Annotated in this window: 27 protein-coding genes; 18 read left to right on the forward strand and 9 right to left on the reverse strand. The window is 57.5% G+C overall.

Features of this window, described 5'->3' with window-relative positions; genetic code table 11:
* The first annotated feature begins 21 nt into the window (after nucleotides 1-21).
* Nucleotides 22-681: a YggS family pyridoxal phosphate-dependent enzyme gene (locus AC2FH6_RS14610; RefSeq protein ID WP_142637099.1), complete on the forward strand. Its 660-nt coding sequence runs from the start codon at nucleotides 22-24 to the stop codon at nucleotides 679-681.
* On the opposite strand, the gene AC2FH6_RS14615 is transcribed toward AC2FH6_RS14610, so the two are convergent.
* On the reverse strand, nucleotides 665-1,165 hold the full coding sequence (locus AC2FH6_RS14615) for a L,D-transpeptidase family protein (protein ID WP_496703303.1): 501 nt from the start codon (nucleotides 1,163-1,165) through the stop codon (nucleotides 665-667). The two genes, AC2FH6_RS14610 and AC2FH6_RS14615, sit on opposite strands and share 17 nt — an antisense overlap.
* Entirely contained in the window at nucleotides 1,162-2,256 is a 1,095-nt protein-coding gene (ribA, locus tag AC2FH6_RS14620; RefSeq protein ID WP_496703304.1) for a GTP cyclohydrolase II, read from the reverse strand. Before ribA ends, AC2FH6_RS14615 begins: the two co-directional genes overlap by 4 nt.
* Nucleotides 2,257-2,419: 163 nt before the next feature.
* Between ribA and AC2FH6_RS14625 the strand changes: the two genes are divergently transcribed.
* The 6 genes from AC2FH6_RS14625 (at nucleotide 2,420) to AC2FH6_RS14650 (ending at nucleotide 6,428) form a co-directional block, all read left to right on the forward strand.
* The gene (locus AC2FH6_RS14625) at nucleotides 2,420-3,106 is read left to right on the forward strand and encodes a response regulator transcription factor (protein WP_142637092.1); all 687 of its coding nucleotides are present in this window, start codon (nucleotides 2,420-2,422) and stop codon (nucleotides 3,104-3,106) included.
* A gap of 228 nt (nucleotides 3,107-3,334) precedes the next feature.
* On the forward strand, nucleotides 3,335-3,727 hold the full coding sequence (locus AC2FH6_RS14630) for a GFA family protein (protein ID WP_496692520.1): 393 nt from the start codon (nucleotides 3,335-3,337) through the stop codon (nucleotides 3,725-3,727).
* A 71-nt stretch (nucleotides 3,728-3,798) separates the two neighbouring features.
* Complete coding sequence (locus tag AC2FH6_RS14635; protein ID WP_496692519.1) at nucleotides 3,799-4,587, forward strand: exodeoxyribonuclease III; 789 nt, start codon at nucleotides 3,799-3,801, stop codon at nucleotides 4,585-4,587.
* A 75-nt stretch (nucleotides 4,588-4,662) separates the two neighbouring features.
* Complete coding sequence (gene trxA, locus AC2FH6_RS14640; RefSeq protein WP_496702695.1) at nucleotides 4,663-5,577, forward strand: thioredoxin; 915 nt, start codon at nucleotides 4,663-4,665, stop codon at nucleotides 5,575-5,577.
* Nucleotides 5,578-5,604: 27 nt separating this feature from the next.
* On the forward strand, nucleotides 5,605-6,246 hold the full coding sequence (locus tag AC2FH6_RS14645; RefSeq protein ID WP_142637086.1) for an LON peptidase substrate-binding domain-containing protein: 642 nt from the start codon (nucleotides 5,605-5,607) through the stop codon (nucleotides 6,244-6,246).
* On the forward strand, nucleotides 6,243-6,428 hold the full coding sequence (locus tag AC2FH6_RS14650) for a Trm112 family protein (RefSeq protein WP_142637084.1): 186 nt from the start codon (nucleotides 6,243-6,245) through the stop codon (nucleotides 6,426-6,428). Before AC2FH6_RS14645 ends, AC2FH6_RS14650 begins: the two co-directional genes overlap by 4 nt.
* Here AC2FH6_RS14650 and AC2FH6_RS14655 read toward each other — a convergent pair.
* Nucleotides 6,425-7,651, reverse strand: a complete 1,227-nt coding sequence (locus AC2FH6_RS14655; RefSeq protein ID WP_496703387.1) for an FAD-dependent monooxygenase — start codon at nucleotides 7,649-7,651, stop codon at nucleotides 6,425-6,427. The two genes, AC2FH6_RS14650 and AC2FH6_RS14655, sit on opposite strands and share 4 nt — an antisense overlap.
* A gap of 89 nt (nucleotides 7,652-7,740) precedes the next feature.
* Here AC2FH6_RS14655 and AC2FH6_RS14660 point away from each other — a divergent pair, with 89 nt between their 5' ends.
* From AC2FH6_RS14660 to AC2FH6_RS14675, 4 genes are all read left to right on the forward strand, one after another.
* Nucleotides 7,741-9,069, forward strand: a complete 1,329-nt coding sequence (locus tag AC2FH6_RS14660; RefSeq protein WP_496703306.1) for an amidase — start codon at nucleotides 7,741-7,743, stop codon at nucleotides 9,067-9,069.
* 107 nt (nucleotides 9,070-9,176) lie between these two features.
* Nucleotides 9,177-10,358 carry an aminotransferase class I/II-fold pyridoxal phosphate-dependent enzyme gene (locus AC2FH6_RS14665; RefSeq protein WP_496703307.1) on the forward strand — a complete coding sequence of 394 codons (1,182 nt, stop codon included), beginning with the start codon at nucleotides 9,177-9,179 and terminating at the stop codon, nucleotides 10,356-10,358.
* 14 nt (nucleotides 10,359-10,372) lie between these two features.
* Nucleotides 10,373-13,261 carry a DNA translocase FtsK gene (locus AC2FH6_RS14670; RefSeq protein WP_496703309.1) on the forward strand — a complete coding sequence of 963 codons (2,889 nt, stop codon included), beginning with the start codon at nucleotides 10,373-10,375 and terminating at the stop codon, nucleotides 13,259-13,261.
* 39 nt (nucleotides 13,262-13,300) lie between these two features.
* Nucleotides 13,301-13,897 carry a LolA family protein gene (locus tag AC2FH6_RS14675; RefSeq protein ID WP_496703311.1) on the forward strand — a complete coding sequence of 199 codons (597 nt, stop codon included), beginning with the start codon at nucleotides 13,301-13,303 and terminating at the stop codon, nucleotides 13,895-13,897.
* 12 nt (nucleotides 13,898-13,909) lie between these two features.
* On the opposite strand, the gene AC2FH6_RS14680 is transcribed toward AC2FH6_RS14675, so the two are convergent.
* A complete protein-coding gene (locus tag AC2FH6_RS14680) occupies nucleotides 13,910-14,491 on the reverse strand; it encodes a transglycosylase SLT domain-containing protein (protein WP_282021966.1) in 582 nt (193 codons plus the stop codon).
* A gap of 60 nt (nucleotides 14,492-14,551) precedes the next feature.
* Nucleotides 14,552-15,433, reverse strand: a complete 882-nt coding sequence (locus tag AC2FH6_RS14685) for an AEC family transporter (RefSeq protein WP_496703313.1) — start codon at nucleotides 15,431-15,433, stop codon at nucleotides 14,552-14,554.
* Nucleotides 15,434-15,513: 80 nt separating this feature from the next.
* Here AC2FH6_RS14685 and hspQ point away from each other — a divergent pair, with 80 nt between their 5' ends.
* A complete protein-coding gene (gene hspQ / locus AC2FH6_RS14690) occupies nucleotides 15,514-15,840 on the forward strand; it encodes a heat shock protein HspQ (RefSeq protein ID WP_142637073.1) in 327 nt (108 codons plus the stop codon).
* A gap of 34 nt (nucleotides 15,841-15,874) precedes the next feature.
* On the opposite strand, the gene AC2FH6_RS14695 is transcribed toward hspQ, so the two are convergent.
* From AC2FH6_RS14695 to AC2FH6_RS14705, 3 genes are all read right to left on the reverse strand, one after another.
* Nucleotides 15,875-17,452: a gamma-glutamyltransferase family protein gene (locus AC2FH6_RS14695; protein ID WP_496692512.1), complete on the reverse strand. Its 1,578-nt coding sequence runs from the start codon at nucleotides 17,450-17,452 to the stop codon at nucleotides 15,875-15,877.
* A gap of 212 nt (nucleotides 17,453-17,664) precedes the next feature.
* On the reverse strand, nucleotides 17,665-18,105 hold the full coding sequence (locus tag AC2FH6_RS14700; RefSeq protein ID WP_496692511.1) for an ATP-binding protein: 441 nt from the start codon (nucleotides 18,103-18,105) through the stop codon (nucleotides 17,665-17,667).
* Nucleotides 18,106-18,137: 32 nt separating this feature from the next.
* On the reverse strand, nucleotides 18,138-18,476 hold the full coding sequence (locus tag AC2FH6_RS14705) for an STAS domain-containing protein (RefSeq protein ID WP_496703315.1): 339 nt from the start codon (nucleotides 18,474-18,476) through the stop codon (nucleotides 18,138-18,140).
* A 100-nt stretch (nucleotides 18,477-18,576) separates the two neighbouring features.
* Between AC2FH6_RS14705 and AC2FH6_RS14710 the strand changes: the two genes are divergently transcribed.
* The 3 genes from AC2FH6_RS14710 (at nucleotide 18,577) to AC2FH6_RS14720 (ending at nucleotide 20,872) form a co-directional block, all read left to right on the forward strand.
* Nucleotides 18,577-19,749 (forward strand): thiolase family protein, encoded by a 1,173-nt coding sequence (locus AC2FH6_RS14710; RefSeq protein WP_496703316.1) that lies wholly within the window; start codon nucleotides 18,577-18,579, stop codon nucleotides 19,747-19,749.
* 73 nt (nucleotides 19,750-19,822) lie between these two features.
* Nucleotides 19,823-20,290: a GAF domain-containing protein gene (locus AC2FH6_RS14715; protein ID WP_496703318.1), complete on the forward strand. Its 468-nt coding sequence runs from the start codon at nucleotides 19,823-19,825 to the stop codon at nucleotides 20,288-20,290.
* Between the two features lie 57 nt (nucleotides 20,291-20,347).
* Nucleotides 20,348-20,872 (forward strand): GNAT family N-acetyltransferase, encoded by a 525-nt coding sequence (locus AC2FH6_RS14720; protein ID WP_496703320.1) that lies wholly within the window; start codon nucleotides 20,348-20,350, stop codon nucleotides 20,870-20,872.
* 39 nt (nucleotides 20,873-20,911) lie between these two features.
* On the opposite strand, the gene AC2FH6_RS14725 is transcribed toward AC2FH6_RS14720, so the two are convergent.
* On the reverse strand, nucleotides 20,912-21,241 hold the full coding sequence (locus AC2FH6_RS14725; protein ID WP_282021963.1) for a DUF1294 domain-containing protein: 330 nt from the start codon (nucleotides 21,239-21,241) through the stop codon (nucleotides 20,912-20,914).
* A gap of 57 nt (nucleotides 21,242-21,298) precedes the next feature.
* On the opposite strand from AC2FH6_RS14725, the gene AC2FH6_RS14730 reads away from it, so the two are divergent.
* From AC2FH6_RS14730 to AC2FH6_RS14740, 3 genes are read left to right on the forward strand one after another with little or no spacing between them, the layout of a single operon-like run.
* The gene (locus tag AC2FH6_RS14730) at nucleotides 21,299-21,868 is read left to right on the forward strand and encodes a helix-turn-helix domain-containing protein (protein ID WP_281973073.1); all 570 of its coding nucleotides are present in this window, start codon (nucleotides 21,299-21,301) and stop codon (nucleotides 21,866-21,868) included.
* Nucleotides 21,868-22,491 carry a LysE family translocator gene (locus AC2FH6_RS14735; protein WP_496703322.1) on the forward strand — a complete coding sequence of 208 codons (624 nt, stop codon included), beginning with the start codon at nucleotides 21,868-21,870 and terminating at the stop codon, nucleotides 22,489-22,491. Before AC2FH6_RS14730 ends, AC2FH6_RS14735 begins: the two co-directional genes overlap by 1 nt.
* Before the next feature lie 5 nt (nucleotides 22,492-22,496).
* On the forward strand, nucleotides 22,497-22,877 hold the full coding sequence (locus AC2FH6_RS14740) for a GFA family protein (RefSeq protein ID WP_496692506.1): 381 nt from the start codon (nucleotides 22,497-22,499) through the stop codon (nucleotides 22,875-22,877).

Raw genomic sequence — 22,877 nt, forward strand, 5'->3', positions numbered from 1 at the left:
CATAACTGATCGAGGACCCAAATGTCGCTGCAAGAAATCTCTGCCCGGATAACCAAAGCCGAAACCGCCTCGGGGCGGGACGTTGGGGCCGTGAAGCTGATCGCCGTGTCAAAGGTTCAGCCGAATGAGCGTGTAGCGGAAGTGCTTGCTTTAGGGCATCGCTGTTTCGGTGAAAACAGGGTTCAAGAAGCCGTCGGAAAATGGCCGGAATTCAAATTGCAGTACCCGGATGTCGATTTACATCTGATTGGGCCGTTGCAAACGAACAAAGCCCGTCAGGCGTTGGATCTGTTCAGCACGATCCATTCTGTTGACCGCCCCAAACTGGCCAATACTCTGGCCCGGCTCGCGCAAGAGGTCGGCACTTGCCCGGACCTGTTCATTCAGGTCAATACCGGTGAAGAGGATCAAAAGGCAGGAATTCTGCCCACTGAGGCAGACGCATTTATTGCCGATTGCCGCGGGCTCGACCTTCCGATTCAGGGCCTGATGTGCATTCCGCCTGTCGAGGAAGAGCCATCTCTGCATTTCGCCTTGCTTGCCAAGATAGCTGAACGCAATGGTCTGAAAGGGCTATCCATGGGGATGAGCAGCGATTTCGAGCAGGCCATTGCACTTGGCGCGACCCATGTGCGCGTCGGCTCGGCCATTTTCGGCGAACGAGTTAAGCCTGAGGGATAATCAGCCGCGTGCCTGGCTCGATTCGACGTGCGATCCACCGCAGATGGTCGCGCCGAAAGGCAACGCAGCCTTCTGTAGGAAAACCAGGCCGTCGCCATTGATGCAGGAAAATTGCTGAACCGCGCCCGGCCACCGCATTGGGCCAGTTCCAGTCAGTGATCAGAACCAGATCGTAAAGCGGGTCCGCGCGGCGGAGTTTTTCGTGGCTGAAAGGATAAGGTGTGCTGACCATATGATTGTACTGCGTGTCTTCCACATCATCTGACCAGAGGTCCTGAGGACCGATTGGGATGGCCCAAGGCGTCGGTCTTGCGAGCCGGTCGGGCCGGTACAGTATCCCAACGATGTTGAGGCAGCCGGTCGGCGTGGCGCCGTCCCCCTCACGCTTGCTGTTGCTTAACCCACCTTTCCCGATCGAACAGGGAAAATACCCGCCGCGAAAACGAACGCCGCGGCGGGTTAGAACCAGATCTGCGGGTGTCACAGCAAATGTCCCGACTTGGCTGCTTTGGTGGCCAGATAGTCGCGGTTATGGGCAGTTTCGCCGACTTTCAGCGGGACGCGTTCGGTGACGGCGATGCCGGTCTTCTCCATCATCGCGATCTTGGCGGGGTTGTTGGTCAACAGCCTTACGGAACTGAAGCCGAGCAATTTCAGGATGTCCGAGCCCAGACGGAAATCGCGCTCGTCATCCTCGAACCCGAGACGGTGATTGGCCTCGACTGTATCGAACCCTTGATCCTGCAGGAAATAGGCGCGCATCTTGTTGGCCAAGCCAATCCCGCGGCCTTCCTGATTCAGATACAGAAGTACTCCTGCCCCTTCAGACCCCATCTGGGCCAGGGCCCCACGCAGTTGTGGCCCGCAATCACATTTCAGGCTGCCCATCAGATCACCGGTGAAGCAGGCCGAATGCAGCCGAGCCAATACCGGTTTGCTGCGGTCGGGGCGGCCGATCTCGATTGCGTAATGTTCCTCGCCGCCATCTTCAGGGCGAAAAACGTGCAGGCGCCCGGCTTCGGATACCTCCATCGGCAGTCGGGCGGCCACGACCTCATTCAAAATGCTTCGATCCGACAGATGTGGCGCGGCGCGGGTATGGTCAATACATGTCAGGCCATGTGCAGTAGCGAAGGTTCGGCCGTCTTGGACAGGAACAACGATTGCCGCCGGCAGAAGGTGGGCTGACTTGGTCAAAGCAATGGCAATGCGATGCAGATTGGCGTTGCCCTGACGCTCTGTCATCAGTGGGCCTTTCATAGGCGCGTTCAGATCGTCCGAGGGATCGGCCACCGCCTGCACCCAGGCAACATCGGCATCTGCCGGAACGATCACACGCGCTAGGTCACCGTCATAGGCCCGTGCCTTTAATGTCTCGGCCCGTCGGACAGTCACTGCGACAACAGGATCGCCACCCAGACCTTGCAAGTCGGCAAGCCGCTGTGCGCTCAGCGTTTCCGACGCAATGGCCAGTACGCTAAAGCCGGTGTCATCCGTCAGGGCGACCGGCAAGCCCATGCGCAGGTCAGCCCGTGCCCGAGCGAGCAGTTCCGAGATATCCGGGATAAGACTCATCTGTTGTTACCCTGTAACGATCAGCCCTTCATGTAGCCTGATCAAAAGGAAATGTGAAACAATTCCTCATCCTGAGACACGAGGGCGTGAAACGGTTGCAGCAAACCTTGTTGATTGCATCTTTCGCGCGCAAGTGGTGGAAAAGGGCTTAGGAGGACCGGATATGGCACAGCTAAAGAAAATCCTGCTAGTGGATGATGATGAGGATCTGCGCGAAGCGTTGAGCGAACAACTCGTGATGACCGAGGATTTTGATGTATTCGAAGCATCGGACGGGGCATCAGCCATGGAGCGGGCTCGCGAGGCGATTTACGATCTGGTCATTCTGGATGTTGGCTTGCCCGACACCGATGGGCGCGAGCTGTGCCGCCTGATGCGCAAGCAAGGTGTGAAAAGCCCGATCCTGATGCTGACCGGTCATGACAGTGACGCGGACACCATCCTGGGTTTGGATGCCGGTGCCAATGACTATGTTCCCAAGCCGTTCAAGTTTCCGGTCCTTCTGGCACGTATCCGTGCGCAGCTGCGCCAGCATGAACAATCAGAAGACGCGGTATTTGTACTCGGGCCTTATACGTTCAAGCCGGCGATGAAGATGCTGATCACCGACGAAGACCGCAAGATTCGACTGACCGAGAAGGAAACCAATATCCTCAAGTTCCTGTACCGGTCCGCCGACGGTGTCGTCGCCCGTGACATTCTGCTGCATGAGGTCTGGGGCTATAATGCCGGTGTCACCACACATACGCTGGAAACTCATATCTATCGCCTGCGTCAGAAGATCGAGCCCGATCCATCCAACGCGCGCCTTTTGGTCACAGAATCGGGTGGATATCGCTTGGTATCGTAACTTGATGTGGATTGACTTGGATCAAAGTGATACCCTGTAGACATCTTTAAGTTACTCCCAACCCGTACATGTCCGGGTAATGACATGTACCTCCCTGTTGGACTGCCGGGCCTGATGGCCCGGCCTTTTTTGTTTGTGCTGCAAAATGTTTTGCGGCTCCTAGCGGATTGCGACAAACTATATGTTCATGTAATGTTCTATTTCTGGAATGCAAAATTGGAGGCGAAAGTGATTCATGGAAGTTGCCTGTGTGGCGCCGTAAAATTCCAACTTACCAGTGAACCTTCGGTTATGGGAACATGCCATTGTTCGCGTTGTCGGAAGGCAGGTGCAAGCACTGTTGTCTTCGTCAAGAAAGATGATGTTGTTTGGCTGGACGGTAAGGACCGAGTTGTCACTTACCAGCCTGAACCGCCCTATAAATATGGCAGGTGTTTCTGCGATACCTGTGGGACGTCGCTTGGTGAAATTCTGGCTGATGCGGACAGTTTTCCGATTGCGGCTAATGCGCTGGACACTCCGTTTGATCTGAAAGTCCAGTTTCACGAATCCGTATCTGAGATACCGCATTGGTACGAGATTTGCGATGATGCGCCCCAATCCTCAGGGCATCCGTCCTGATAATTTCTTTTACGATGGTACCTGTGAAAGCACCGCGTTAGGGTGCGCCAACCGCGACAGAGGAATTCCCTATGCCTTTTACTCTTGCCACATGGAACATCAACTCGGTCCGCCTGCGCGAGCCTATCGTGCTGAAATTGTTGCGCGAAGAGGCGCCGGATGTTCTGTGCCTGCAGGAATGCAAGTCTCCGGTGGACAAGATCCCCACCGAAGGGTTTGCCGAACTGGGTTACACTCACATGGTTGCGCGCGGGCAAAAGGGCTACAACGGCGTTGCGATCCTGTCTCGCCTGCCGATGGTCGAGGCGGGAGACATGGATTTCGCAGATCTCGGCCATGCGCGCCATATCGCGGGGCGGCTGGAAAACGGCGTGACGATTCACAATTTCTATGTCCCTGCGGGCGGTGATGTGCCGGATCGTGAGGTGAATGAGAAATTTGGCCAGAAGCTGGATTACCTGACCGATATGCGTGACTGGTTCCACGCGGAAAAGCCGGAAAAATCCATTCTGGTTGGTGATCTGAACATCGCTCCGCGTGAGGATGATGTCTGGTCGCACAAACAGTTGCTCAAGGTCGTTTCGCATACACCGGTCGAGGTCGAGGCTTTGGCCGAAACACAGGACTCAGGCGGTTGGGTCGATGTCACCCGGCAGGACATCCCCGAAGGGCAGCTTTATAGCTGGTGGTCCTACCGCGCGCGGGATTGGGACGTGGCCGACAAGGGGCGGCGGCTGGATCACGTCTGGGCGACCCCGGATATCTCGAATGCAGGCCATTCCAGCCGCGTTCTGCGCAACGCGCGCGGGTGGGAAAAGCCCAGTGATCACGCCCCGGTCTTTGCGACCTTTGACGTCTGACGTAAAACTCTGCCCTTGGTTTCCGGGTCAAGCGACTGCATATAGAGCGCAAGTTTAATCGAAAGAGTGACAGCCATGGACCTTCTGAACGGCGCAGACACCCCCGCCACCGATCTGATCAAGGACGGGACCGAAGCCACTTTTATGGCGGATGTGGTCGAAGCCTCGCAGGACGTGCCGGTCATCGTTGATTTCTGGGCGCCGTGGTGCGGCCCATGCAAAACGTTGGGCCCGCTGTTGGAAGAGGCTGTGACCGCCGCCAAGGGTGCGGTCAAGATGGTCAAAGTCAATGTGGACGAAGCACAGATGATCGCCTCACAGATGCGCGTTCAGTCCATTCCGACCGTTTATGCCTTTCACAAGGGTCAGCCGGTTGACGGGTTTCAGGGCGCGGTGCCCGGGTCCGAGATCAAGGCCTTTGTCGACCGTGTGATCGAGGCGACAGGCGGCGAAAGCCCTGGTGGTCAACTGGACGATGCCGTTGAGGCGGCCGAGGAAATGTTGACCGAAGGTGCTGCGGGGGATGCGGCACAGACCTTTGCCGCCATTCTGGGCGAAGATCCGAACCACGCCGCTGCCTATGGCGGGCTGGTACGCGCGCATATCGCCACGGGTGATCTGGAGCAGGCCGAAGCAATTCTGAACGGGGCCCCGGCGGAGATTTCCACATCGCCAGAGCTTGAAGCGGCAAACGCACAGTTGGAACTGGCCAAGCAAGCGGCAGATGCCGGCCCGGTGGCCGAATTGACCGCAGCGGTTGAGGCCGATCCTGACAATCATCAGGCACGGTTCGATCTGGCGCAGGCCCTGCATGCCAATGGCGAGGTTGAAGAGGCGGTGGCGCAGCTGCTGGAAATGTTCCGCCGTGACCGTGAATGGAACGAAGGCGCGGCCAAGTCTCAGCTGTTCACGATATTTGATGCGCTCAAACCTAATGATCCGATTGTTCTGAACGGGCGGCGCAAGCTCAGCTCGATGATATTTGCCTAATTCTGGATCAGAGCTACACTCGGGTACATGATGCATCCCGCTGATCTGCCGGAAACGGTATCCGTTTTCCCTTTGCCCGGGGCGCTGTTGCTGCCCCGATCGCGCTTGCCGCTGCATATATTTGAGCCGCGCTATCTGCAGATGCTGGACGACGCTTTGAAAACCCAGGAACGGTTGATCGGGTTGGTTCAACCGAATCCCTGTCAAAGCAACGAAAACAAGCTGCACCAAATTGGCTGCGCGGGGCGGGTGACGCAGTTTTCCGAAACTGAAGACGGCCGCTATCTGATCACTCTGACTGGCATCTCCCGGTTCCGTATTCAGGCCGAGTTGGATGCATTTACCCCATACCGCCGTTGTAACGTGACCTGGCGCGGGTTTGACCGTGATCTTGGCAAGGTCGAGCACGACGAGGGTTTTGATCGGGTGGGGCTTTTGAAGCTGTTGGAAAAATTCTTTTCGTCGCGAAAGTTGTCGGCTGATTGGGATATGTTGAAAGACGCGAATGATGAACTGCTTGTGAATTCGCTGTCGATGTTGCTGGATTTTGATCCGGAAGAAAAACAAGCCTTGCTAGAGGCTCCCTGTTTGCGCACCCGACGCGAGACTTTGGTGACACTGATTGAATTCGCCATGCGCGGCGGAGCGAATGAGGAAACACTACAATGACCACCGTTGAACACGCTTTTGACCGCCACATGCTTGAGGCGCTAATTTGTCCAAAGACGCATACAACGCTGCATTATGACGCTGAAAAACAGGAACTGGTGTCAAAAGCGGCGGGTTTGGCCTTTCCGATCCGCAATGGCATTCCCGTCATGTTGGTGGATGAGGCGCGCGAGCTGGACTAGATCGCCCGACCCTGCAGTAGTTTTGGCAGGTCCCCAGTCAGGCCAGCGGCCTCGCGCACGAAACCGCGACGCAGGCCGGGTAGTGACCCGACGACGCCCATCCCGATATCCCGTCCGATCCGTAGTAGAGGATTGTCGTTGGAAAACAGCTTGTTGAACACATCCGTCGCCATCGCTAAAGACGCGGTATCAAACCGTCGCCATTCCTGAAAACGCTCCAAAACCAGTGGCGAACCAATATCTTCCCCGCGCCGTCCGGCCAGGGTCAGTACCTCGGCCAGGGCGCCCACGTCGCGCAGGCCCGCATTCAGGCCCTGGCCTGCAATCGGGTGCATTCCATGGGCTGCGTCTCCGACCAGCGCCATCCGTTCTCCGATGAAAGAGTTGGCGATGGTCAGGTTCAGCGGATAGGTAAACCGATCTCCGGCCAGACGGATTTCGCCCAGGAAATCGCCGAATCTGGGGCGCAGGACCTGCAGATAGTCCTCCTCGGGCAGGGCGTTGATGCGCTTGGCCATTTCTGTTCGCTCGCTCCAGACGATAGAGCTGCGATTGCCGGTCAGAGGCAGAATGGCCAAAGGGCCGGGTGGCATGAAGAACTGATGCGCGATGCCGTGATGCGGCAAGTCATGTTCGATGGCGCAGACCAGCGCGGTCTGCCCGTAATCCCATCCTGTGCGTTTGATCCCGGCACGTTCCGCTGTGCCGCTGCGACGCCCATCGCATCCGATCAGCAGCGCACCCTTGACGACCGCGCCATCATCCAATGTCAGGCTGACGCCTGTTCCCGAGGTCTGCTGTGACACTACCGACTTGCCGCTGATCTGGGTAATGGCCTTTTCCGCGGCCATCGCGTCCAGAAAGGCACGGCGCAGGAGGCGGTCTTCGACCATAAAGCCCATCGGACCTTCTTCGATCTCGGCATGGTCGAAATGCATGAAAAACGGCGACGGGCCAGCGCCTGCATGGCCATCGGTGACCTTGATTTCGAGCATTGGCTGCGCGTGTTTGGCAACCCGTGTCCAAACCCCAATCGCCTCTAGCAGGCGCTGCGAAGCCAGGGCCAACGCATAGGCTCTGCCGTCAAAAGCCGCATTTTTGCGAACCTTTTCGGCCAGCGCGTCAATGACGGTAACTCTGTGCCCTGTTTGTGCCAGTGCCAAAGCCAAAGCGGGGCCATTCAGGCCGCCGCCGACGATCAGGATATCCGAGCTCTGTTCCATGCTGCGCACTATGCGCGCCCATTCGGGATTGTCCATGTGCGGTCCTGTCGCTACCGTCGCTGGGAATGCAGAAATCGAAGGGGGCAGTGATGCAGGATTGGTTGTCGATGACGGCTTGTGATCTGGGTCGGGGCATTGGCATGGGCCAGATTGACCCGGTTGAACTGACAGAGACCTTTCTGACTGCAATAGCAGCCCACCCGCATCGCGACCGTATCTATGCCCGCGTGACCGAAACGCGCGCCCGAGCCGAGGCTGAGGCGGCGCAGGAACGGGCCAAGCTGGGATTGCGCCGATCATTGTTGGATGGGGTGCCGATCAGTTGGAAAGACCTATTCGATACTGCCGGGACTGCCACCGAGGCAGGAACGGCACTGCTGAAAGACCGGGTTCCCAAAACTGATGCAATCGTGCTGCGAAATGCCAGTGCCATGGGCGCTGTATGCCTTGGCAAAACCCATATGAGCGAGCTGGCTTTCTCGGGTCTGGGCCTGAACCCGATCACCGGAACACCGCCCTGCATCGATGATGAGGACGCGGTTCCCGGAGGATCATCTTCGGGGGCTGCGGCATCCGTGGCTTGGGGGTTGGCGGCTTGCGCGATTGGCTCGGATACCGGTGGGTCAGTGCGGATACCGTCAGCCTGGAACAATCTGGTCGGGCTGAAAACCACTGCCGGGCGGGTCAGCCTGGAGGGTACAGTCCCGTTGTGCCTGCGGTTTGATACCGTTGGACCGCTGGCCCGCTCGGTCGAAGATGCGGCCCATATGCTGGCCATGCTGGAGGGCGGGACGCCAGCTGATTTGCGCGGAGCCAATCTAAAGGGGCGTCGTTTCGCGGATTTGCAGACTGTCGCCAAGGATGATTTGCGCGCAGAGCCGCGTGTCGCTTACGAGGATGCCCTGGATCGGTTGCGTGAGGCCGGTGCAGATATCCTGCCTCTTGAGGTCCCTGAACTGACCGACGCGATGGGGCTGTCGGGGGTTCTTTACACCACCGAAGCCTATGGCCTGTGGCGCGATGTGATCGAGGCCAACCCAGATGTGATGTATCCCGAAATACTCGAACGGTTCCGTGCTGGACGAAATGCTTCGGGCCCCGATTATGTTGCAGCCTGGTCAAGGTTGAAGGCGTGTCGCGGTGCATGGGACGTGGGCACTGCCGGGTTTGACGCCGTTTTGGCCCCAACTGCACCGATCCTGCCGCCCAATCTTGAACGGCTGATGAGCGATCATGACTATTACGTCACCGAAAACCTGCTGGCTTTGCGGAACACCCGGATCGGCAACCTCATGGGGCTGGCAGCGCTGACCTTGCCGACCGGAAAACCGGGCTGCGGGCTGATGATGATGGGTTATCCGGGGTCCGAAGAGGCGCTTTTGCGGCTTGGTTCCGCGGCCGAGGCCGCATTGGCTTGAATGCCACAATCCCCTGATTCGGCACCTCTTTGTCTGGACGAAGCCCCGCCCGGCCTGTAACCTGCTTGAAAACGGGGCGGAATGATCCCGATATTGAGGCAGTAGTTATGAATTTCCCCGAGCGGTTTTCGAACCTTCCGGAATACGCATTCCCGCGCCTGCGCACCCTGTTGGATCATCACCAACCGGGCGGTGAAGTGATTCACATGACCATTGGTGAGCCGATGCACGCATTTCCTGCCTGGGTCAGCGATGTTATCGCGGAAAACGCTGCCGGGTTTCAGGGATACCCGCCGAATGAGGGCTCGGCCGAGCTGCGCGGCGCGATCACTGACTGGATTGCACGCCGCTATGGCGTCACGATGGACCCGGACACGCAGGTTATGGCCCTGAACGGGACGCGCGAAGGGCTGTATAACGCCGCAATGGCGCTGTGCCCCGAGCAGAAAAACGGGCAAAAGCCGGTTATTCTGTGCCCGAACCCGTTCTATCAGGTCTATATGGTTGCTTCGATTTCGGTCGGGGCCGAGCCGGTTTTTGTCCCTGCCACGGCGGCCACAGATCATCTGCCTGACTATGCCGGTTTGCCCGCCGATGTGCTGAACCGCACCGTCGCCGCCTATATCTGCTCCCCCGCCAACCCGCAGGGCGCAGTGGCCACGCGCGAATATTGGGCCGAGCTGATCCGGCTGGCCGAGACATATGATTTCCGCATCTTCGCCGATGAATGCTATTCCGAGATTTACCGCGACACAGCGCCAACGGGTGTTTTGACGGTCGCAAAGGAACTGGGCGCTGATCCCGAACGGGTCACGCTGTTCAACTCGCTGTCAAAGCGGTCGAATGTGGCCGGGCTGCGGTCAGGTCTGATTGCAGGCGGGCCGGAAACGATCCGTCGGGTCAAGCAGTTACGCAGCTATTCGGGAGCGCCATTACCTCTGCCATTACAGGCCGCTGCCGCGAAACTTTGGGCCGATGAGGCGCATGTGGTCGAGAACCGCGCGCTCTATCAGGAAAAATACGCCATCGCAGACGAGGTGTTTGCAGGCATCCAGGGCTACATGCCGCCCGAAGCCGGGTTCTTTCTGTGGCTGCCGGTTGAAAATGGCGAGGAAACCGCATTGAAACTGTGGCAGCAGACCGGAGTTCGGGTGCTGCCGGGCGCATATCTTTCTCAAGGTGATCCGGGGCAAAACCCGGGCGAGCAATTTATCCGGGTCGCTATGGTGGCCCCAAAAACAGAGATGCGGCAGGGGCTGATCACGCTCCGCGACTGCATTTATTCGTGAGGTACGAGGGCAAAATGGCATCATATAACGCGCGCAACCGCGATCCATTGCTGGACAGCACGACTCAGGCCGCCATCGAGAGGCGCAGCAAAGAGTTGATCGGCATCGCCCTGATCCTACTTGGGTTGGCTTCGGCGGCAATGATCTGGTCCTACACACCGGATGACCCGAACTGGATGGTGTCGACGGATGCACCAGTGCAAAACTGGATGGGGCGTGTTGGTGCCTCGATCGCGGCGCCATTGTTCATGATTGTCGGTTGGGGCAGTTGGAGCATCGCGTTGGTGTTGATCGGCTGGGGTGTGCGTTTTGCCGGGCATTTCGGTGAAGATCGTGCCGTCGCGCGCCTGATATTTGCACCGATCTGGATCGCCATTGTCTCGGTCTATGCGGCGACATTAGTGCCGGGTGAGGCTTGGCGCGTAACGCATAGTTTTGGTCTGGGTGGATTGTTTGGGGATACGGTCATGGGTGCCTTCCTGACCTTGTTGCCCATATCCTCGCATTTTATTGTCAAGCTGATGTCTCTGGCGATGGCTATTGGGATGCTGACGCTGGGTGTGTTTGTTCTTGGTTTCACCAAGGAAGACGTGCGCAAGGGGATTCGTGCCTTTCTGCTGGGGCTGGTCATGTCCTATGACATACTGATGAATCTGCTGGGCCGTGGGGCTGCCGCAACAGCGGAGGCTGCGCGCGAACGTCGTGCCCAATGGGACGAACGCAAGATGGCCCGCGCCGAAGGGGCCGTGTTCGACGACGAGATTGCCTTTGCGGACCCTGTTTTCGACGAGCCACTTCTGGAAGCGCCCGAACCGGTAAAGACCGGCCTTCTGTCGCGCATTCCTGATCTGATCCGTCGCCCGGACCCTATGCCCGAACCCGAGCTGATCGACCGTGAACCTGTCGCGGGTTACGAGGAAATGCCGGGTGAGGACCGTATCCGTTCAAAGATTTCTGCCGCCGTGCGCAACCGTAAGGTTGCAGTCGGAGAGATGGCTCCTGAGCCCGATCCCGACCTGCCGCTGACCAAAGGGCGGGGCCGTGGACCCGACCCGTTGATCCTGAACGCAGGGCCTGCGGACGATCTGCCGCCCGAGCCGCCAGTGACATCAACCGGGCTGCCGCCCGAACCGATGCTGTCAGCGAAGCCTGAAACAGAATGGCAGGAACCGCTGCATCAGGATTTTGCGCCCGAGCCAGATTTCGATGACGAGGCCGTTTTCGAGGATGACGCCGATGAGATGCCGCAAGCCCGCCCAGCGATGAAAATCCCCGTGGCCGAGCCGCGCAAGCCTGTGGTTGCGCAACCCGTGCGCCGCACCCCGCCGCCCTCGCGCCGGGCCCAGGCCGAGGCGCAGCCCGCGTTGTCGTTCGAGGAAAAGCACTCCGATTTCGAACTGCCTCCGCTGGGCCTGCTGTCCAACCCCTCCAGCATTCAGCGCCATCACCTGAGCGATGAGGCCCTGGAAGAGAATGCGCGGATGTTGGAAAATGTGCTGGATGACTATGGCGTCAAAGGTGAGATCGTCAGCGTCCGCCCCGGTCCAGTTGTCACCATGTACGAACTTGAGCCGGCTCCGGGTTTGAAAGCCAGCCGCGTTATTGGTCTGTCGGATGACATTGCCCGCTCGATGTCGGCCCTGTCGGCGCGGGTTTCGACCCTGCCGGGCCGCTCGGTCATCGGGATCGAACTGCCCAATGAAAACCGTGAAATGGTGGTGCTGCGCGAAATCCTTTCGAGCCGTGACTTCGGAGACGGCAATCAGGCGCTGCCTTTGGCGCTGGGCAAGGATATCGGCGGTGAATCCGTTGTGGCCAATCTGGCCAAGATGCCCCACCTGCTGATCGCGGGGACCACCGGTTCCGGTAAATCGGTGGCGATCAACACGATGATCCTGTCGTTGCTGTATAAGCTGACGCCGGATGAATGCCGCCTGATCATGATCGACCCCAAGATGCTGGAATTGTCGGTCTATGACGGCATCCCGCATCTGCTTTCTCCGGTCGTGACAGACCCGAAGAAGGCGGTTGTCGCCTTGAAATGGGTCGTGGGGGAGATGGAGGATCGCTATCGCAAGATGTCCAAGATGGGCGTGCGTAACATCGCGGGCTATAATGGCCGGGTGAAAGACGCGCTGTCCAAGGGCGAAATGTTCAGCCGCACGGTCCAGACCGGTTTTGACGACGAAACAGGTGAACCGATGTTCGAGACCGAGGAATTCGCACCCGAGTCGATGCCCTATATCGTTGTTATTGTCGACGAGATGGCCGACCTGATGATGGTCGCGGGCAAAGAGATCGAGGCCTGCATCCAACGTCTGGCGCAGATGGCGCGGGCCTCAGGTATCCACCTGATCATGGCCACGCAGCGCCCCTCGGTCGATGTGATTACCGGCACGATCAAGGCGAACTTTCCGACTCGGATTTCCTTCCAGGTGACGTCAAAGATCGATAGCCGCACCATTCTTGGTGAAATGGGCGCCGAACAACTGCTGGGTCAGGGTGACATGCTGTATATGGCGGGTGGCGCGAAGATCACCCGTTGCCACGGTCCGTTTGTCTCGGATGAAGAGGTCGAGGAAATCGTCAACCATCTGAAGCAATTCGGCCCGCCGGATTATATGAGCGGTGTGGTCGATGGACCGACCGAGGAAAAGGCTGATAATATCGACGCTGTTCTGGGTTTGAACACCGGGGGCAACACCAATGGCGAAGACGCCCTGTACGATCAGGCCGTGGCGATTGTGATCAAGGATCGCAAATGCTCGACCTCGTATATCCAGCGGAAACTTGCCATTGGCTATAACAAAGCTGCGCGTCTGGTTGAGCAGATGGAGGACGAAGGCATTGTTTCATCGGCAAATCACGTCGGAAAACGCGAAATCCTGGTGCCAGAGCAATAGGATATTTAATAACAAGGGCAGAGCGCTTATCTGGGTCTTATGAAACAGATTGCTTTTGCCCTTGCACTGACACTGGCCACACCCGCCGCCTGGGCTGCGGACAAGTTGCCGCTGTCGCAGATATCGAATTACCTGAATGGTCTGAAAACTGTCGAGACGACATTTACACAGGTCAATGATGATGGCTCACTGAGCACAGGAAAGCTGTGGGTCGCACGGCCTGGAAAGATGCGGTTCGAATATGACCCGCCAGACAGCGCCGTTGTGTTGGCGCGCGCTGGCACCGTACAGATATTCGATCCGAAATCCAATCAACCGCCCGAGCAGTATCCGTTAAAGCGAACCCCTCTGTCCCTGGTTTTGGCGCGGAATGTCGATCTGGGTCAGGCTAATATGGTGGTTGGGCATGACTTTGACGGAACGGCCACTGTCGTGACAGCACAGGACCCGAAAAACCCTGACTCCGGTCGAATTGAGCTGATGTTCACTGGCGATCCGGTTGAGCTGCGAAAATGGGTGATCCACGATAATGCAGGCGGACAGACAACGGTTCTGTTGGGTCAGCTTGAGACCGGAAAGAATCTAAGCAGCAACTTGTTCTCGAATAAGAACAGAAGCGGGTCAGGCAATCGCTGACCCGCTGTTTGTTCAGTAACGACAGCCTGACAGTTGCGCCTGGTACATCCGGGCGCGCGCATCCACATCATTGGCTACGTTCAGCAACCACGTCTTGCTGTAATGGCTGCCGCGGGCATAACCGGTATGGCCTTCATGATAGGCCAGATACTGATTGCGCGTGTCGCTTGGCTGGATGCCATTCCGCTCATAGCTTTTGTTCATGTACCAGCCGATGAAATCCGAAGCGTCCCGAATACGATCCCGCTTGGCCCGGCGTTTGCCGGTTTCGCGCTGATACTCATCCCATGTCCCGTCCAGCGCCTGGCTGAAGCCATAGGCGCTGCTCTGACGGCCCATCGGAATCACACCCAGAACATATTGATGGGGCGTTCGCGCATCGTGGCGATACCGGCTTTCCTGATAGATCGTTGCCATCTGAACGTGAACGGGGATTCCCCATTTCCGCTCGGTGCTTTTGAACGCCTTGATATATTCAGGCCGTTCACGCGCAATGCTGCATGCATCATTCAGCTTGCTGGGTGGCTGGTTGGAACCACCCCCGCAGGATGCCAAAAGCAGCACCCCGAAGAGTACGATAAGAATTCTGCTCATGTGCCTCGTGCCTTTTTTCTTCATTCTAGCGCAGATTGAGCGATTAGGAAATCACAATCGCTACAGAACAATAGCTAGAATTATAGGCAAAGCGCCGACGGACATCAGGGTTGAGACCATAACCAGCCCCGCAACCGCGTCAGAATCCGCCTCGAACCGTTCGGCTAGCAGGTATGAGGTTACGGCAACCGGTGTACACATCTGCACCACCAGAACGCCGAACGCGACGTTATCCAGATCAAACCCTTTTGCGATTGCCCATGCCAGGGCAAAACACACGACCAGTTTCAACGCCGATAGCCAGACCGCTTGCCCTAGCTTTCTGGTGGTCAGCCGCGCAATCGCAACACCAAGCGTGATCAGCATCATCGGAATCGCCATCTGTCCCAGCAGGTCCAGCGTATTGGTCACGAAGACAGGTGTTTGCCAGCCCTGCCACAGAAACAGCGCCCCCAGCAGAGTAGCCCAAACCATGGGTTCACGCGCTACCTTGCCGAAAGCGCCTTTTCCCGCCACCAAGTAGATCCCGTAAGTAAAGGAAAACAGGGCGGTAACGGCCAGAAATATCACCGCGAAACCCAAGCCTGCCTGCCCAAATGCGAAAATGGCCAGAGGCAGGCCCAGATTCCCCGTGTTGCCGAATATCAGCGGCGCCAGATAGGTGCGCCTTTCCAGCTTGCTGGCCCGGACAAATACGCCAAATGCGACCGCCAGCCCGACATGGCCTGTGATGGCGGCCAAAGTGAACCGGGTCAGCTCTCCGGGCGGGATCTGGGTTTGCATCAGGGCCACGAAAATCAGGCTGGGCACGGCGAGCGTCACCGCAAGGCGGGTCACAAATTGCAGCCTGTATTCAATGCCAAGTTTGACCCAGGCAAACCCGATCCCCGCCAAGAGGAAGACCGGGGCCACGATTTCAAGCACTGTCAGTAAGAGGTTCACAGACTGTTTCCCATTATTTTAGATCAATGATTGGCATTCCTATGAGGAAACGGGTAGTAAGACCTTTGGGGGCAAACGTGATGCTAAAGACACAAGCAAAGTACCGGCTGGGCCAAGTCGTCCGCCACAAAAAACATCCCTTCCGAGGGGTGATTTTTGACGTGGACCCAGAGTTTTCAAATACCGAAGAATGGTATCAGGCCATTCCCGAAGACAGCAGGCCGATCAAGGATCAGCCGTTTTATCATCTGTTGGCGGAAAATGACCAATCCTTCTATGTTGCTTATGTTTCTGAACAAAATCTGATTGCTGACCAGTCCGGAGAACCGGTCGAGCATCCGGATATCCCTGATATGTTTGGTCCGTTTGAAAACGGCGCATATCCGTTGCATTTCCATTTGAACTAAAATTGGAAGCGTGGGTGAAGCCGGGCCCATACTGTCAATAACCAAGCGCGCACCCATCTTTTCGTGGATCGCTTGCGCCTTGCAAAACGCCGCTCTTCTGGATTCGGATCGCTTGAGCCCCGCCAAGAGGTGTTTCTGAAATCAAAACTTTGTGGCCGATTTCAGATAATTGTTGCGCAACATTACGCGGAATTCCGCGTTCCAGTTTCAAGACAGGTCCGTCTGCAAAGGCGCGCGGTGTGTCTATGGCCTGCTGCAGCGCAAACTCATCGTCGGTTAGTAGCGAGACCAGCTTTGCATGCCCTGTGGGCTGAAAGGCGCCACCCATCACACCGAAGGGCATCAGGATTTTGCCTTTCTGTTTCAACATGCCGGGAATGATTGTGTGCATCGGACGTTTGCCGCCGCCGAACTCGTTCGGATGGCCTGATTGCAACGTAAATCCAGACCCACGGTTTTGCAGCAGAATGCCGAATTTCTCAGAAGCGATACCGGATCCAAAGCTATGAAAGATCGAATAGATCAGCGATACCGCCATCCTGTCCCTGTCGACCACCGTGATATAAACCGTGTCCTTGTGGATGGCTTCGGTCAGTGGGGCAGCAGCGGGCATGGCATGGTTTGGATTGATAAGCTCTGCCAGCCGATCGGCTGTTGTCTGGTCCCAAAACCTGTCTGCGTGTGTCGTATGATCCGGATCGGCGATGAACCTGTTGCGGGCATCGTAGGCGAGTTTTGAGGCTTCGGCCTCGATATGCAGACGCTCTGCGGATAGCGGATCCATGGATCCGAGGTCAAAGTTCTTGAGGATATTCAGCAGCAAAAGGGCGGTTGCACCTTGGCCATTGGGCGGATGTTCCAGCAGGTCCAAGCCACGATAGTGCCCTGCGACCGGAACTGTAGGTGTGGCGGCGGTCGCGTCCAGATCTTCTGCTGTGTGTACCCCGCCCATGGCCGTCAGGGTCGAGATAATATCTTCTGCGACCTCGCCCGCGTAAAACGCCTTTCGTCCGTATTTGGCGATTCTGCGCAGCACTTCTGCCTGCCCGGCGGACCGGAACATGTCTCCGGTCTTTGGAACGTCTCCTTTCAGCAGATAGTGGTTCCTGGCTGCCCCCTGCAACGTGTTAGCACCCGGGCCCCAATCAAAAGCCACACGTGGGGCGACCGGCACGCCCTGGTCTGCATAGCGGATGGCGGGTTGCAGGATGGCGTCCAGCCCTAGTTTGCCCTCGGTTTCGGCCAGCTGGCAGAACGCCTCGACCGCGCCGGGAATGGTGACCGCATCCGGTGTATTGAGTGGAACTGCAGTCAGTCCCTTATCGCGCAAGCTGCCAGCGTTGGCTGCTGCCGGTGCCCGGCCAGAGCCGTTGAGGGCCCGAACCTCATCTTCTCCGGCGCGGTTGTACAGAACAAAGCAATCTCCGCCCAGGCCGGTCATTTGTGGTTCGCAAAATCCCAAAAGCACTGCCCCGGCGATGGCTGCGTCCATCGCGTTGCCACCTTGCTGTAGAATGCCAAGGGCCGCTTGGGCTGCCAGCGGGTGAGATGTGGCGCACATCCCTTCGGTCGAAAAAACTTCGGATCTGCCTGGTGCCTGAAAATCCCGCATTGCGCTGCCTTCCCGTGTGATCGCGCAGAAGGTATCGCGCGTCCGGGTATTGTCCAGTCAAATCAAAGGGGAAGTTCCTCGGCATCGTTCACTGGGTGGGGGCTGTGACATACGATGCCGAGGGAAGCTATCTGAGCTACAGTTAAGACTTTGATCTTTGTTTGCGGCGCTACAATGGTTCGAAAAGGGCCTTATTGTGACGTTTTATAGCCCTAATCCGCGTCGAGAAAACTGAATCGCAGTGACAACCGGTTGCAGCCTTCGCTACGGTCATAGCGGATTTCACTGGTCAATTGGTGGATCAGAAACCATCCAAATCCCCCCTCGGGCAGGTCTTCACGTCTTTCCCCCAGAGGTGCAGGTGCACCTTCTGGTACGCGAAAGCCGGGAAGGGGATTGCCGGTATCCGAGATGAGGATTTCCAACCAGTTCTGATGCAGGCGGCAGTGTACCTTGACGCTGGCGGGCGTGGTTCCGGCATAGGCGTGTTCAACGACATTGTTAATGGCTTCGGCCAGGGCAATTCTGACATCAGCCGCTTTGTGTGAAGGCAGCCCTTTAGACGACAGTGCCTGGCTCAACTTGGCAATGCCAGAACTTGCTTCGACCTCGGTCGCAGCGAAGCTCAAATCGAAACTGATGCCGTTACACATTAGCCTTACGCCTGTTCAGTTTCTCCTTGTGTTCAATCCGGCGCACCGGACAGTGCGTCATCCATCGTTGGGTAAAGCTTGAACACTGTGTCCATGCGCGTAAGACGAAACACCTTTTCCACAAAAGGCTGAAGACCTGCCAGATCCAGGCGCCGTTCCGCGCCGAGTTGTTTCATGGCGGCGACAATGGCGCCCAAACCACTGGAATCGATAAATTCGACGCCGCTGAGGTCCAGAACCACACGCACAGACCCACCTTCGGTTTCCGTGCGCATGTTTTCTTTGAACTGAATGGCCATTGCGGCATCAATCCGGTTGGATTGTACTGTAATTATTTGAATATTGTTGGTCGTAGTACTCGACAGGCCCATACGTGACGGTCCTTTAACTGAAATCGCTCGTAGAAATACGCTAGACGGGAATTCTTACCATTCGGTATCCATTGAACGACAAGAATTTAGGAGCGCCCAGATGAAGCAAGTTTTAATCGCCGGAGCAGCACGTACCCCGATGGGTGAATTTCAAGGAATGTTCGATGGTGTTTCTGCCGCCGATCTGGGTGGAGCCGCGATCCGGGCCGCGCTGCAGGGTGCCGGTGCTGAAACGGTTGACGAAGTGCTGATGGGCTGCGTTCTGCCAGCCGGTCAGGGTCAGGCCCCTGCACGTCAGGCTGGGTTTGTAGCCGGTTTGGGCCAAGAGGTCCCGGCCACGACGCTCAACAAGATGTGCGGATCAGGGATGAAGGCTGCGATGATGGCCTTCGATCAGATCGCATTGGGCCATGCCAACACAATGATCGCAGGCGGGATGGAGAGTATGACGAACGCGCCCTACCTGTTGCCCAAAATGCGTGAGGGTGCGCGCTTGGGGCACGCTCAGGTCGTCGACCACATGTTTCTGGACGGGCTGGAGGACGCCTACGACAAAGGTCGTCTGATGGGCACTTTCGCCGAAGACTGTGCCGAGGCGTTTCAGTTCACCCGCGAAGCGCAGGACGAGTACGCCCTGCAGTCCCTATCCAACGCGCTGGCCGCGCAGGACAGCGGCGCGTTCGACGGTGAAATCACTCCGGTAACCGTCCGCACAAGGAAAGGCGAGGTCACGCAGTCCGCGGACGAGCAGCCGAAAACCGCCCGCCCGGAAAAGATACCTTCGCTGAAACCGGCTTTTCGCAAGGGTGGAACGGTGACGGCGGCCAACGCGTCGTCGATCTCTGATGGGGCGGCAGCTCTGGTTCTGGCGTCAGCTGAAGCCGCCGAAGCGCTAGGCCTCTCGGTTCGGGCGCGCATTCTGGGTCATTCCAGCCATGCGCAGGCTCCGGGATTGTTCACGACTGCGCCAGTTCCCGCTGCGCAAAAGCTTTTGGCCAAAATCGGCTGGTCCAATGATGATGTGGATCTGTGGGAGGTAAACGAAGCCTTTGCCGTGGTGCCGATGGCATTCATGCATGAGATGGGTCTGACGCGTGACAAGGTAAATGTGAATGGTGGTGCATGCGCCCTGGGTCATCCTATCGGCGCTTCGGGGGCGCGTATCATGGTCACCCTGCTGAACGCGTTGGAAAAGCGGGATCTGAAACGCGGCGTGGCGGCGATCTGCATCGGTGGTGGAGAGGGCACTGCAATCGCGATTGAGCGCGTTTGACGCGGGGCCGATTCCACCATAGGTCCGGTGCTGTAGAACCTGTTTACAAGATCACTGACCGGACCCGCCCCCCATGACCGTTGATTACGATACGCTGACCAAGACAATCGTCGCCCTAACCGCAGGCGAGACAGATCAAGTTGCTCTGATGGCGACAATCGCCTGTGAAGTTCATCGCGCCGATGATCGGTTTGACTGGACGGGGTTCTATCGCGTAACAGATCCGGGCATTTTGAAAATAGGCCCCTATCAGGGTGGTCACGGGTGTCTGGTTATTCCCTTCGGGCGCGGTGTCTGTGGTGCCGCGGCGCGGACCGGAAAGGTACAGTTGGTGGCGGATGTGCATGCGTTTCCAGGTCACATCGCCTGCGCCTCGTCTACGCAGTCCGAACTGGTGCTTCCGGTGCGCAATGCCTCGGGCGAGGTCATCGCGGTTTTTGACATCGACAGTGACCAGCCGGATGCATTCACGGATGAGGACGCAGAAAAGCTGTCTGCAATATTGTCAAAGGCGTTCTCGGGCGAGTTAAGAGGGGCCTGATGCAAAATCGGTCCGTCTGTTAGACTGGAATGGACACTAATTGCAACTGGCCAAGGCATGATCCCGGACCAATTCACCACAGAGCGGCTTGCCGTCTGCCACTGGCAAGTGGAAGTCTCTGAAGCTGGTCGCCTTTCAGCGTTGACGGCCGAGTTGGCAGCCGTCCTGACACCAGCGGTTCTTGAGCCCCTGCCGCCTTCGATGCAGGTCGAAGAAACGCCCAGCGGGATGACCGACTGGATCGCGGCACGCAAGACCGAAAGCGATGTTCTTCTTGTTCGGCTAAGGCAAAATAATCAGCTGATCGGACTGCTGATACTGGCCTCAGAACCCGAAGATCAGGCCGCACCAACCATCCACCTTGGATATCTGTTTGCCGAACGAGCCTGGGGCTGTGGCTATGCAACCGAACTTGTGTCCGGCTTTATCGCGGCCTGCGGCACGAGCCGCGCCATTCGGTTTTTGGCCGGGGTCGAGCACAGCAATCCCGCCTCTGCCCGTGTGCTACAGAAATCGGGGTTCACGCGATCCTCAGCTCACTCCACCGACGATACCGATATGTATGTCTGCGACATTTCCTAGATCCCATCGGGATCTTACGTGGCTTGCGGATCAAGCCAACTACAGAATGTCTGTGATTAGGAAATATGCCAGCCCGACCTGAGTCGCAAAGATCGCAAACAGCGACAGGGAAAACCGGCCTTTTCGGGACTTGTGATTGAAAATCCAACGCCCGACCAGCGCACCGGGACTGCCGCCCAGTGCCGCCAGCCACAATAGCCTGCGTTCCGGAACCCGGCTTTTTCTGCGTCTGGCGCGCAGCTTGTCCCAGCCAAAGGCCAGCAAAGTCAGGCCGTTGATGACCCACAGGTATATAACCGCAATCCACATAGCTGACGGATAGCTAAATGCGTCGATTTTCCCAAGTGAAAAAATGCTTGGAATTTTCACCGATTCGCGTCATCGTGAAAAAGATAACGAAATTTTCACCAGATATCGGAGAGTTCGGTGAACAGCCAAGCCCCCCACAGTGCAACGCTCGGAGCCGACATTCGTGCATTGCGTAAGGCGCGTGGGTTGACGCTGACCGAGATCGCAGAGCGGTTGAACCGGTCGGTCGGATGGCTCAGCCAGGTTGAACGCGACAAGTCCGAACCGTCAATTTCAGACCTGCGTCAGATCGCGGAATGTCTGGGTGTGCCGATGTCCATGCTGTTCGCCCATTCTGCCGCCCCCGCCAATGAACAAGGCTATGTCGTGCGCGCCGGGTCGCGTCGCCCTATGGGGTCGGGCGAAGAAGGTCTGATCGAGGAACTGCTGTCACCCGATCTGACTGACGATTTTGAGATGGTGCATTCCACCTTTAAGCCGCATTCCAAGATGCAGAACCCGGCGGACCGCCCCACGCAAGAGGTTGGCTATGTGATTTCCGGTCAGTTGAATCTGACCATCGGCGCGCAAAGCTTTTCGGTTGGGCCCGGTGACAGTTTTCGGATCAAGAACGAACCCTATATTTGGGCGAACCCTCATGATGAGCCCGCTGTGGTCATCTGGGTCATCGCCCCTCCGGTGTACTGATGAGTTTCGAGGCCTGGACCATATTCGCGCTGTTCTGGGTGGTGTTTGTAACCACACCGGGGCCTAACGCGGTGAACTGTATCTCGAACGGGATGAGCCTGCCCTTCGCAAAAGCGATGCTGGGTGTCTTGGCGATCCTGACCCAAGCCAGCGCCTTTTTGGTTTTGTCGGCGCTTGGGGTGACGGCCTTGATCGCGGCCTCACCCACCGGATTCTTCATCGCCAAGCTGGTGGGCGCAGGGTTTCTGATCTGGCTGGGTGTCCGAGGCTGGAAGGCTGCAGCAAATCCCGCCCCTATATCCGAACGCCCTGCACGGCATGTCTATCTGCACGCGCTGGCCGTCGCGACAATCAACCCCAAAAGCGTCGCGGGTTATCTTGCTGCATTCTCGCAATTCGTGCAGCCGGATGTGCCGATCTGGGAGCAAATGTTGGTCATCATGCCAACGGCGCTGATCATCACAACGCTCAGCTACATCGGGTTCACTCTTCTAGGTTCGCTTATGGGGCGGGCCGCGCTGGGGGCCGTGTTCAACATCTGGGTACGCCGGGTCATGGCCACCTGTTTCATCATTTATGGCGTGTTGCTGGGCACCACCAGCGCGCCAGCAGCTAGGGGATAAGCGAAATGCATACAGGTTCCTGTCTGTGCGGCTCGGTTACGTTCAAGATCGAAGGCGATCTTCCTGCCGCCTCGGCCTGTCATTGCGGTCAATGCCGCAAACAGTCGGGTCATGTCTGGGCCTCGACCTCGGCCCATCAAGACGACATCACCTTCACCGTCAGCGATACGCTGAGCTGGTTTCGTGCTACCGACATCGCCCGGCGGGGATTTTGCAACGCCTGCGGCTCTTATCTGTTCTGGCAGCATAAGGACGAAGACCGGATTGCCATTGCTATGGGGGCGCTGGATGCACCCACCGGACTGACCCTCGCCCGCCATATATTTGTGGCTGACAAAGGCGATTACTACGACATCACGGACGATCTGCCTCAAGAGGCACAGTAA

This window comes from Ruegeria sp. CDSC045, assembly GCF_059610725.1.